At 34.7% G+C, this 12,897-nt stretch carries 8 protein-coding genes and 1 pseudogene; all 9 read right to left on the bottom strand.

Translation table 11 applies throughout. The features are described 5' to 3' along the window. Positions 1-160: 160 nt before the first annotated feature. Positions 161-1,261: a restriction endonuclease gene (locus METEV_RS06015; RefSeq protein ID WP_013194655.1), complete on the bottom strand. Its 1,101-nt coding sequence runs from the start codon at positions 1,259-1,261 to the stop codon at positions 161-163. Between the two features lie 257 nt (positions 1,262-1,518). Continuing rightward, positions 1,519-2,265 (bottom strand): restriction endonuclease, encoded by a 747-nt coding sequence (locus METEV_RS06010; protein WP_013194654.1) that lies wholly within the window; start codon positions 2,263-2,265, stop codon positions 1,519-1,521. 557 nt (positions 2,266-2,822) lie between these two features. Continuing rightward, positions 2,823-2,969 (bottom strand): annotated as a pseudogene (locus METEV_RS12685) (helix-turn-helix domain-containing protein); the annotation flags it as partial. Between the two features lie 118 nt (positions 2,970-3,087). Further along, on the bottom strand, positions 3,088-3,402 hold the full coding sequence (locus METEV_RS06005; protein WP_013194653.1) for an EF-hand domain-containing protein: 315 nt from the start codon (positions 3,400-3,402) through the stop codon (positions 3,088-3,090). Between the two features lie 96 nt (positions 3,403-3,498). Continuing rightward, complete coding sequence (locus tag METEV_RS06000; RefSeq protein ID WP_013194652.1) at positions 3,499-4,503, bottom strand: RNA-guided endonuclease InsQ/TnpB family protein; 1,005 nt, start codon at positions 4,501-4,503, stop codon at positions 3,499-3,501. A gap of 210 nt (positions 4,504-4,713) precedes the next feature. Further along, a complete protein-coding gene (locus tag METEV_RS05995) occupies positions 4,714-5,046 on the bottom strand; it encodes a type II toxin-antitoxin system PemK/MazF family toxin (RefSeq protein WP_013194651.1) in 333 nt (110 codons plus the stop codon). Beyond that, complete coding sequence (locus tag METEV_RS05990; RefSeq protein ID WP_013194650.1) at positions 5,031-5,279, bottom strand: AbrB/MazE/SpoVT family DNA-binding domain-containing protein; 249 nt, start codon at positions 5,277-5,279, stop codon at positions 5,031-5,033. The genes METEV_RS05995 and METEV_RS05990 overlap by 16 nt, the downstream gene beginning before the upstream one ends. 551 nt (positions 5,280-5,830) lie before the next feature. Further along, a complete protein-coding gene (locus tag METEV_RS05985; RefSeq protein ID WP_013194649.1) occupies positions 5,831-7,840 on the bottom strand; it encodes a DUF262 domain-containing protein in 2,010 nt (669 codons plus the stop codon). A gap of 224 nt (positions 7,841-8,064) precedes the next feature. After that, on the bottom strand, positions 8,065-12,888 hold the full coding sequence (locus METEV_RS05980; protein ID WP_013194648.1) for a DEAD/DEAH box helicase: 4,824 nt from the start codon (positions 12,886-12,888) through the stop codon (positions 8,065-8,067). Positions 12,889-12,897: the final 9 nt, after the last annotated feature.

The raw sequence follows: 12,897 nt of genomic DNA, 5'->3' as shown, positions 1-12,897 counted from the left end.
GTCCTTTTATCGCTGAATTCTGAAAAAGAGCAAAATCTCCGGGAATCGAAAAACTGTATTAAATATTTATTAATGAAAAAAGAAAAACATGGAAATAGATCAAAAACCACATCGAAACAACCAATGGTTAATATTATCTACCATAGATTGAATCAATTGTTTAATCTTCTTTTTTAAACAGTTTGTAATGCGATATTATCAGGTTTCGAAGTTCATCTCTGTTTACCAATTTAACATCATTTGCATTTGCAAGGTCAACAGCTTCAGGTGTGTAGTAATTATTTGTAACCACCATCGCTGAATTGCAAAGATAATACCGCACTGAAGCAACCACTTCCTGAACTGCACTGTTTCCCACTTTTGAACCAGATTGTTTAACCTGCACAGCAACACGTTCTGATCCAAGTTTGGTCAATATTACATCTGCACCCTGGTCTTTATCATTGGTATTTTTAGTTCTAATAGCGTAATACCCTTTCTCCCTGTAGATTTTGCATACTGCCAGCTCAAGTTGTTTAGGTGTCAGTTTATCCGGATTGTCGGGTAATTCTTCATCCTCAACATCGCTGTTCATAAGTTGCAATAGATCTTTTAATGGTGTATTCCCTATTTCATGGATTATTTCAGCGATTTGACATTTGAACTCAAGGTCTTCTGTATTTTTTAGGTATTCTTGAAGTCGGTCTTCAAAATCTTCGTCTTTCAACATATCTTCCAGCAGTTCCTTTATTTCAGGACTCCAATTTTCATTGAGACCATTAATAATCGGGTCGATTGCTTCAGGTTCTAACTCCTGGAATATTTCTATGAGGATATCGCGTTCTTCTTTCACAGGTTCCCGGAAATACACGACTTGTGAAGGTTTTTTGATTATTTCATTTTCATCATAATGCAAATAATCAATAATCAGATTTGCAGTATACCTGCTGTGCCTATTTAATATTAGTTTGTAAGTAAATATGATATTCCTGTGATGAAGCATATCTAATTTTGGCAGTTTGTCTCTAAGTTCGTGGAATACATATAGTGCTGCAGAATCTGTATCCTCAAGAATATTTAAAAGTTCCAGTACCAATTCCTCTGGATTATCATCTTTTCTCATTTCTTCTATAACCCGTGCAACTGCAGGTTCTCCGATACCAGCCAATGTTTGTTTTATATCCAAATTCGGGTATGTTTCCTTGAGACAATTAATAAGAGGTTCTACTGCTTTTTCTCCATGATTAACAAGAATTTCTTTGATTTCTTCTTTGTCCTCCATATCGTTATTTTCATCAGTTAATTCTTTTATAAGTGGCTATATGGATATCTTTTCAATTTTGTCCACTTTTTTACCTCCGATTTTTTATTTAGATTTTTATAAAATTCAATGGATTGTATGGTTTTTTGTGCAGTAATTTCGAGAGCAAAAACAACTGAGAAAATTAATATTACAAAGCCAGAAAAAATAAAATCCATGCAAGAGCATGGACCAAACAACACTGGCCTAAAACCGGAAATTGATCTAATATTGTATCATTACTGATTGACCATGTCTTCCAGCTGTTCTCTGCCAATTAGAGATACATCGTTCGATTCCGCCAGTATTAGTGCCTTCTGTGTGAACTCCTGGTTGGAAATAACCATGGCACCGTTACACTGGTAGTAGTCTTTTGCTGCAGCAACTTCCTGAACAGCATTTCTCGTGACTTTTTGACCTTGGTTTAGATGTTTTATAAGAACCGCGGTCCTCTCGACTCCGTATTCAGTTATGACAAAATCCGCACCCATGTCTTTTGTTCCAACACTTTCAACCAGATATCCTTTATCTCTGTACATCGACACGAGAAGTTCTTCGAGTTCTTTCCATGACATCTTGTCCAGGTTATTATTCTGCGTAGAATTACCAGATGAAGCAGACGATTGTACCTTTTGATTCTGGTTCTTCGAATCGGAGCTATCTGGATTTTCGATGCAATCTTCAATGCGGTCCAGTATCAACTGCATCTGCTGGATGTCTCCAGATTTATTATGGTAACAGTTTATCTTTTCTGACAGACAATCAACAGCCGGTTGTCCTATCTGTATGAGGATATTTTCTAGGTCCTGATTGTATCCATCATGATACAGGTGTTCAATGATTGTATCTGCTGCCAGATGTTCCAGACCCACCAGGCAACCTTCAATATCTTTTTTGGTGCTGTGATCGTCTGTCGATAGCATACTTTCTATCAGCGGTTTTACAGTTATATCTTTTAATTTTTCTTTATTTTCTACTTGTTCCAATTTAATCCTCCTTTATATTCGATTTAAATCTGGGTAATAGGTCCTGCAGCTCTTTTTCCTGTTAATTTCAAAAGATCTCAGGATTCTATATTTTCTACAATTACCCGCTCTTGCAATTAACAGCTAGTTTCCTGTTGCCGTTAATTACATGGATTTGTATGGTTATTTTTTCTAGTAGTTTGGAGAACAGAAGCAACTGGAAAAATCAAGTCATAGCAAGTACTCAACATAGAAAAAATAAAAAAGAGGGACAGGCACTTTCCCGTTAGCCTGCTCCTCCATACCCCCAATGAACTCCCCAACACACGCTCTTACAATCAACATTTACCTATTGCTGTTGATTACATGGATATGTATGGTTATTTTTATGCGTTATTTGATACCCAGGCAAATGAAAAATAATTATTAATAAACCGGCACAAAAAAACAATTACCTGAAAAAACCTGTTAAAAATTATGACATATAAACATAAATTCTTAAAATTAGTTTGTTGTGGTGCTGTTGTATGGTTATCAAACGTATAAATTGATAGATAGCATTTAAGTTCGTTTTTTTAAACTCTCCTTATCGATTCATATGAAATGCTATCTATGTATTCTAATTCTACTACCTTGTCTGCTAATAATCGCAATGACCATTGACTACGACTTTGTGCTGGGTCGGAACAACTCAGTGAAATGATATGTGCTTCCAGATCACCATCAAGCTCTTAAATTATATACTCCTTATCAATGGGAAATATTCATTAACTAAACAGTATCCGCCTTCAATAAATAATAGGGTTATGGAGGGGAAGCAGTTTGCTCCTTCATGTCCTCACCTTAACCAAAGAATTTGTTTATCACATTCATGACATTGTCTTTGGTCATGTCCGATCCTTGTGCAAAGTAGTCATTTATTGCGTTCATTACCTCGCTCTTCTCGATATCTCCATTGTTATTTATGTCATATTTCATCCAAAATTCTTGATAAACCTGTATCTCCGTGTCACCAGTTACATCAAATGTTTTTTTGTTCTCATTAGTGATTGCACCCGTGAAATTATAAATTTCATTTCCTTCTATATCTGGTGCTTCTACTGTATAGGTTATACTGTTTGAACCCATCACAGTAAAAGTAGCTTGGTTTCCATTCACCTCTGCACTAAAGGCTCCTGTTGAACTTACAAAGGTAAATCCATCTGCTGACGTACACCCACGGATAAATCCGTGGGGTTCTGTGGTCGGTGGGCGTCACACCGTTGCCACTTGCGGGGCGCCAGTACTCCCGTACGATGCATCACTGTCTGCACCGCATTGATCACCGGAACGCATAGCTATATTGAACGCCGCGTTTGCGTCCGCATGGTCAACGTGTCCACAATGAGGACACTTGAATGAATCTCCATTTCTAATACCCAGATAACCGCACCTACTGCAGTCCTGCGAAGTATATTCGGGTTCTACAAATTCAATTTTGACTCCAAGCAGCCTGGCTTTGTATTCCAACATAAATTGTAGTTGATAGAACGACCAGCTGTGCAGGGAGTATTTGAACGTATTTTTACATTTCGCAGAGTCCCTTATACCTTTCAGGTTCTCCATCCTGATACCACAGTTATTGGCAGCAGCGGTTTCCACAATCTTGGAACTGAGTTTATGGTTCAGATCCCTGACAATCCTTGACTCTCTGTCCTTGACCTGTTTAACCTTCTTGTATTTTCCTTTGACCTGTAGTTTCCTACGGTCGTTTTTATATTTCAGATGTATATGCTGTGCTTTTTTACCCAGTTTCCAGATTTTACCAGTCTTTGGGTTCGACATCACAGCTATATGTCCGGTTGTATTCAAATCGACACCCAGATAATTCTCTGGTTCGATTTGCTCTCTTTCAGGTACGGTCACCGATACATAAACGTATTTTTCACCGACTTCAATCTGGTTGATTTTTTCAAAATCATCAGGAAAATAATACCTCAAATCAAGTTTAAGAGGAGTTATCCTTATTTTTCTCTCATTCCTGTTTAACTTTACACTCTGGTTAGGTATTGTCAGTTTAACACTAGTTACCTTTTTAGCGGATTTGTCTTTAGCATATTTCTTGAGAATCTGGTTTGAAATAGCCGATTTCAATCCGATATGCTTGACATCTTTAGATGAACGGGTACGATATTTGACACCATATTCGGCTACTTGCTTAGCTTTTGCAAGTTCTTCAGAGAAATCCCGATTATGTTTGATTTTATAAGTTAGTATCAAATATCATCGCCTCTGTTAAAAGATACGGGCTGATAGAATAAAATAATTATGGTTAATAAATCAATAACCAACGGGGTTGTTTAATCACTCTTTAAACTTCGTTTAAAGATATCTTTTAATCTTTGATTTAAAGAGTACGATTAGAAACCGTTGGCTTTCACGTACCCCTGTTGCCCCATCTTCGTAAACTATTAGGCTTACTAATAATAATTACCCAGTTAAGATGTTAACTAACTTATTTTCCACTTCATCTATTTTATCATTTTTTAGGTGGCCTACCTTGTATAATATTAATGATTTATCAGCGGTAAAAATCCTGTTTGGCCGAATGTTACTATTTTTGCGTAAAGTTCCAGATTCAAAATCATTATCATTTAACGTTATTGAATAATTATCAGTTTTGACCGCGCTTGTAATCATACAAAGAATTATATCTTCTCCTGGTAATTTGGCTAACACAAAAGCAGGTCTCTTTTTGGAATTACTCATATCAGAAAAAGGGAATGGTAATACAACAACATCTCCTTTTACAAGTCTTTCCATGCTTCATCCTCTTCTTCTGTATCCCATTCTTTTTTGAGGACTTTTTCACTTGCCAATGCTGTAGAGATTTTTTCATCCAACTGGTCCATGGATCTCAACTCTATTCTGTCATCGTATGCAAGTATCACGATTTTAGAACCTTCTTTGAAATTTTCAAGTTCCCTTATTTCTTTAGGTATTGATATTTGACCTTTCTTTGTAATCTTAGCGCTTCTGAAATCGATAAGTGTCATATAAGTAAGAAATGTAAGAATAATATTTAATGGTTTTGTATATCTCAGAATAGCAATTTTAACCTATAAAATGTTAGATTTTAATTAAAAATTAGATCAAAAATGAAAAAGAGGAACAGGCTCCTCCCCATTAGCCTGCTCCTCTATACCCCCATCTAACTCCCCAACGCACGCTCGCTGTAATCAACAACCTATTCCCTCGTTGCTGTTGATTACATGAATTTGTATGGTTTTTTTGTGCGTTATTTGATACCCTGGCAACTGAAAAATGAGTATTAATAAACCGGCACACAAAAACAATCACCTTAAAAAACCTATTAAAAATTATGATACAAACATATAAATTCTTAACATTAGTTGTGTTGTGGTAATGTTGTATGATTATCAAATGTATAAATCGATGAATAACATTGAAATAATTTATCAAAGAAACAGCTGAAAAATCCTGAATCCTGTATTTTCTAAAGTCAGTATTTTGGCTGGAATTTAGGTAGATCCAGAGATTTCAGCAGTATCTTTTGACAAATTGTGTTTTAGATATAGAAGTTTTTTCAGAGTATTGTCACCAGCGTTGTTTCCAATTTGTTTATCATATCGATTTCTCCTGTTTTATCAAGTTCAAAGGTTATAGCATACGTTTTCTGACCTTTGAGTTCGATATCAACTATATCCGCAGTTTCTCCATAATCGAGTATCAACTTGTCACCTATTTCAAGATCTTCAGGATAAACAGTTGGATACCTTGTTTTCAGACCCTTTACATTAACAGGCTCCATTTCGCTGTTTTTTGCTTTCTCACTTACAACTTCAGGCAAATTCAAGTCTTTTGAGCTTGATGCTGTGTTTTCAAATTGTTGTTTGTAAAATTCAAGGGTTTCAGGTGCTAGGTAGGGATAAGCCCATACTTCCAGTGCTTTCTTGGCTAATTCTTCTGTACGTTCAACTATGGTTTCCTCATTCCACGTGTCATATCCTTTCAGGCTATCATTAAGATACAGTGGACTTTTATCATACGCTTCCTTCTTTTCAATAAAATCCATGTCGCCCAGTTCAGAATTATGTACAGTTAGTGTCAGGTTTCCTAAAGTATGCAAATACTGGTTTTGAACCTGTTTATAATCTCTGCCCAATCTTTTTTTCCAAGAATCTGGAAGGTTTGGATTTTGCGGCATTATGTGTTCAATCGAATATCTATCTACATTAATAGGTTCTTTAATTTTCCACTTGTGCGAGTTTTCCAGTTTAGATAACAGGTATTTGCAGTTTCTTAGATTGTACACGTCTATACTAATCAATTTATAATAGAATTCATCGTCAGACGGGAACTTCCTATAACTTTTCTTCAACGACAAAGCAGCTTTCACACTTTCTACATATTTGTTTTTATCCACTTCATCCATCAATGAAGAAAATGTTTTGTTAAGGGAGTTTGTTGGAATCCCGCATATAGCTCTTCTGAAAACGTATGAAATCACTGTGTCAAGTATTTTGATGAAATCGTTTTTTTCGATCACGTTTTCTTGATAGTCATCATATACTTGCAGCAGGAAAGGATATGCTACATCAACTTTTAAGGTGGTGATTTCATTGAATTTGTTGTTTAAATCTTCATCTTTTTCCATATTAAAAGCGATTTTCACGTAGAGTTTTGAATACTTGTATATATCGTTTATAACATCTTCAGTAGTTATGCCGCTCTTTTTGTAATACTGCTTGAACTCTTCATATATCTCATCAAATACAGGAATTCTACTCAATTTGATAGTCAGGTAATCTCTCATGAAATTATCGAACCTTTTCTGATATTTTTCATGGCCGAAACTTTGTTCCATTTTGAACCAGTAATTATTATACAGTTCTTTCTGGCTCTGATGATCCTGACCCATCAATAGGTAGTTCCTGATCAAATCGGATTGCGACAAATCAAGACCTGTAGAGTTCAGACTTTCAAATATAAGTTGCGGGTTATCCTCATTAGGGTTCAGCGATATATCCACGATCATCAGTTTTTGGAGTGTTTTAAGTATCTCGCTTAAATATTCGGGTTCATATCCTTCTATCTTATCCTTGAAGAATTTGTAGTTTTTATACACGTTTGGTGAATAATTGTCATTTAGTTCTCTATTTTCCAGTAAATTTGTATAAGTTTCGCTGTCATTGCGGTTTAGAACTAATTTGTACCTCAGTTCTTCCTCTTCTTCCAGTGTATTAATCAGGTAATAATTCCTGATCTTGTTAGAACTAACTCCTTTAACCTTAACATCTTGATTTTGCAGAACATCTATCAAAGCTTGCAGTAATAGAGAAATGGTAGTCAAACGCTGCTGACCATCGATGATGTGCAATTGGGGTACACTGGAAACCTGATAAATATCACTGTTTATATAAACAAAAGAACCCAGAAAATGATTTACATACTGCCCACTCAAAAGCCTTTCGACATCATCCCAAAGTTTCTTGCAGTGCTTTAAATCCCAACTATATGTACGCTGATAAATAGGCACGATGAATTGCTGAGGTCCACTTAAAAACGTGTGTAGATTGGTTTCTTTAGCTATCATCAAGTTTTACTCAATTCTTTAACATATTTAAAACTTAACTTTTGCAAACAGTAAAGGTATGCTAAATATAACGAAAAAACAAACCATACAACACATGTTAGTTTTTTCAGGCCTATGACATAATAAAATAACTGAAGCAGAAACTAAAATCATAAATTCTATATTTTTAAGTAAAAAAGTTTTTGAAACAATCGCAGCTTTGCTACATGGTGGTTATTTCTCAATCAGTCAAAGAAATACTTTTCCAAAAACCGCATGACTTCGCTTCTATATAACATATCATGGCAAAATTGGTTTTTGTAATTTCTAAGACATGCATAACAACTAGAGTTCCCATCTTCTCCTCCACAGTTACAATTTGACATCTTTGTGTAAGTGGATTCTAATATATTACTTATCGTTTCTTTATCTTGGGTTATCCTTTTAACATGTCCTGCACCTCCTGGAACATCATCGAATAATAAGATAGCAGGAGATGTTGGGTCACCTTTATAAGAATATAAACAGCCATCTATTTCACTTCTATCTATTCCCAACGTAGAACTTGCTCCTTCAAGAATTGCGTAGAGTAAAGAGAACCAAAATTCATCGTTATCATTGGAATAACCTTCAAGGTTTATTTGCAGTATGTCGGTCATATATTCATGTCCAAGATCAGATTTTATGAACCTCCCATTGCAGGTTTTACCCCATGGATCTTCGTGTGTATCAACTTTATCATTACCTAATACAGTATATCCACATCGGTTACAAATTTTGAAACTCTGCCAACCTGCATGGTTTATAACTGACATCCAAGCATGAGAAGCGGAAATCGCTCTCAATTGGATAGCAGATTTTAAAGGTAAAACTAACTCATTATTTTTATTAGATTCACCTGAATAATAATTTCTGGTCGTGAAACTTTTTTTCGGTTCCTTCTCACCTATTTTTTCTGGTTTACTTCTACTAACTATGAAACCAAATTCTGGAATCACAAACGTCCTTTCATTTCCAGTTAATGGAGCATCACAAGATTTACAGTGATCTAATGATTCATTAGAATTTGCAAGTACTCTCTGGTATCTATGGCAATTGCTACAAATTACATACTTATATTTTGGTAGTTCTCTATGTGGAACCTTTTTTAGATAACGGCTGGTCCACAACTTGCCCCCAGCAACTATTTTATTACTAGGTGCATATTCAGATAAAGCTATTTTCAAGTCTCTGTTGAGTTCCAAGTTATTAGCTTCATCAGAATGGTGGAATATCTCTAAGTTTACTACGTCCACAGGAAACCCATATTTGGGTAGAACATTATGGCTTGACAAATAATTAATCAATGGTTTTTTCTTAATAGTGTTGATAGTTCTTAATAGATAATCTGAACGTTTACCCTCTTTATATCTTTCATCCCATACTTGAGTTAAACTGTTAACATCAGATTCGACTTCATGTTTAGCTTTAGTGAGTACACCTTTATTATCATCAAGCAACCCATTAATCCAACTCCAATCATCTACACCTACTGCATCATGTAATGTTTCAGGTACAATCCTATACAAAGAGTCTTGTATATCCTTTGGTTTTGAATCTAAGTAATCTTTTAAGTATTCTGGACCTTTGTTATCAAAGAAAAACGTATCCACATTTTTGAATTTATCGTTATGTATTTTCCAGAACTTGGCCAGTGCTATCGAATACATGTGTCTCTTTATTATCTTTTCGTTTTCAATCTCAAAAAATGGCGGTTTTATCTCACCTGATACCAGTTTCATCGGGTTGTTAAAATGTGTTATATCATGAGAACTGCGTTTACAAAAAGTCAATACAAAAGCTGTTGAATCAGTACGTCTTCCAGAACGTCCTGCTCTTTGAACATAATTTGCTGCTGATGGTGGTACATTGCGCATAAACACTGACTCTAGTTCACCAACATCGACTCCAAGTTCAAAAGTAGTTGAACAACTTAAAACATTTACTTCACCATTTATGAATTTGGTCTGCAAATCTGCAGCAACTTCGTTAGTCAACTGTGCAGTATGTTCTTCTGCTATCAGTTTCATAGGATCCAAGTTTGAGTAGAGATTCCAATAATGATTATCTTTATAGAGTTCTTCTGGGTCACATTTTCTAAGTGTACCTTCACATCTATAAGTAGGACAAACCCCTTTCAAATTAAAAAGAGTAAGTTTTTGGCATTTATCACAATAATACCACTGAGTGTCATGTGCTTTTGTGTAATTGATTTTCCAAAATTTATGCTCCAATTGATAGGATATACCTTCACCTTTCAATTCTTTTGGTTTAAAGTAATCATACCAAGGATAAGATGATCTATCAGCCTTATTTAAGGCAAGTGTTTTCCATATATTTTTCAATAAATCAATAAGTTCTTTTTTATCTTTGTTTACGCCTAATTTTTTTGACAACCGCATCAAAAAATCTAACCTTGTATTAAGGTGTGAGTCTGAATTTGGAACCCAACTTTTAATATTTTTAGTTTTAGACGAGCCAAATTCTCTAAAATAACTTTCGTTGTTCTTTGGTGAAAAGAATTCATCTTTTGGATCTACAACATCAGGAAAATGGATAGCTCCATATTTTCTAAAACTGTCCAGTAATATCTGATAAAGTATCCATATTTCATCGTCAGATAAATTCCAAGGTTCCTTTTTAAGAGGAGGAGGGGGCACCCACTTGTCAGGCTTAACCAATGTAAAACCGATAAATCCCATACCCTGTAATCCCATATCACTGTCAATTCCAAGTAATTCGTAAAGTAACCACTTCCAAATTTCGTTTTCTTGTTCCTGAGGACTTAAATGAGGGTATAGATTGAATTGTTTTAATTGTTTTTTAAGCGGATTTACCAAATCACCTATCCACCAATCATTATCAACCAGTTTATCTGAGTTTTCATCAAGTGTTTTTAAAATCAACCTTCTTCTTAATATTTTTGAGTATGTCCTGTTAAGATAAGGTGCAAAAAAAGCTGCATCTTGCCTGTTATCAGAGAAAACCAATAATTGTCGAGATGTATCAGAATTCGAATTGTTAACAGAATTATTAATAGGATCCCATTCATCAATATTAGTGTGTTCACCTGTTCCAGGATTTGATAACTTCTTTTCAGGTATTTGTTGATATAATGAAGTAGCCAAAACACTAGCAATCGCATCTTTACTTTGTAAAAACCGTCTGACCACTGTTCCTTTAGTTCTTGTCTTTGTACAAGCAGGACATTTATGGACATTTCCATTTTTTGAGTTTACTTTTACAACTTCTATATAATTGTTTTTACCACAATCGCATATATCATTAATTACATTAGATTTATCAATAGATCCACAAGCAGCACAGATAAGATGTTTGTTATTTTTTTGGTCATTATTCAGAATTATTTCTTCATCTTCATTATCTGGCAACAATTCAACATTACTGTTAATCAGTAAATAATATTCTAGATTTTTTGGATCATCATGATACTTTTGTCCGGGTTGTTTGAAAATCTTCTTATTATTTATACCTGTTTCAGTTTCACCTACCAAATATATAGATCCACAATTTATGCAATTTGCAATTTCAAATACAGGGTATTTCTTATCACCATCATCGATGTATTCACGTCTTTCCAGATAAATTTCTTTTTCAGGGAGAATACTAAGATAGGCACCTTCTATAGCTTTAACAAATAGATGATATCTGGCAGGGATTAAAGATTGATCATCTCTATGGTGTTTTGCTTTAACGGATAAATCTACTAACGACACAAGAACATTTTTTTGATTTGAAACATCAGGGAATATTTTATTTGCTATGTTATCGGTAGAATGAGGTTCTTCTTCCAGTAAATTCCTTAGCGAAATCAGGTTGTCATCACCTTTTAAGACATGATATAAAAATTTCTGATAGTCACCTTCACATCTATTCCGAGATTCTTCAAGTACATCTACAGGAACGTTATGATTGACACCGGATTCAATTAAAGCTGTTATTTTATCTGTATCATTTTGATTTATGATATCTTGCCAGCTTTGATACAACAAATACGAAGGTTTTCCCCATGAACCATCAAAATTCTCAATTTTTCTTTCGGGTCCAATTACATCATTTTCATCGAAATGTTCACCAAACAATTTATTGGAAAAATCAGCAACGTCCTTGAAGTCACTATCACTGTTTCCTAAAGTAGCACTTGTTGCGATACACTTTATTTCACCGGGTATATTTCCAACAACCCTGTCCTTGAGGCGTCTTATTAACATTGAAATTTCTATACCTTTAGCACCGTCATATGTATGAGCTTCATCGAGTACAATAAATTTCCAGTCATCAGCGTATGAACCATCGAAAAATATATGATCACTTGGACGCAGCATTAAATATTCTAACATCGCGTAATTGGTAAGCAAAATGTGTGGAGGCGTTTCTTTCATTTTGTCTCTTGATATAAACTCATTATCCAGTGGCTCTTCATGGTACATTTGCTTATATTTGTCTCTTGCACTTCGATAATTCTCTTCAGTTTCACCTGTATAACGACCAAATGTTATTTCAGGACAGTTTTTTAAAAGAGTACGCATTCTTTTCAACTGGTCATTAGCTAATGCATTCATGGGATATAGAAGAAGCGCACGTACACCTGGACCTAATTCTGAATTTTCTTGTTGTTTGAACAGATAATTAAGTATTGTAATCATGAAAATTTCTGTCTTTCCACTACCTGTACCTGTAGCAACTACTGCATTTTTGTTTTTGTTTATTATATTTCTGATAGCTTTTTCCTGGTGTTTATAAAGAGGTCTATCAAGTGGCAAATCTTCTGATTCTAATAATTCGAATTTTTTAGATAACAATCCCTCATTAATCAAGTCTTTTAATGTATTTCCTTTCTCAAAAGGAGGTGTAGCTTCCAAAATGGGTCCTTTGACAAATATTTCAGGTTCAAGTTTGTTTTGAAATTTTTCTTGTAATTCTGTGTCGTTTAGGTAAAAATTGGTACTTAAGTATGAACAATATTTATCAGTTATCTGTTTTGTTGCTTCAATAGGGTCGATAGACATTATTAAACA

Source organism: Methanohalobium evestigatum Z-7303 (genome assembly GCF_000196655.1).
Lineage (GTDB): Archaea > Halobacteriota > Methanosarcinia > Methanosarcinales > Methanosarcinaceae > Methanohalobium > Methanohalobium evestigatum.
The sequence above is the reverse complement of the archived record's forward strand: the minus strand, read 5'-3'. Positions and strand labels throughout refer to the sequence as shown.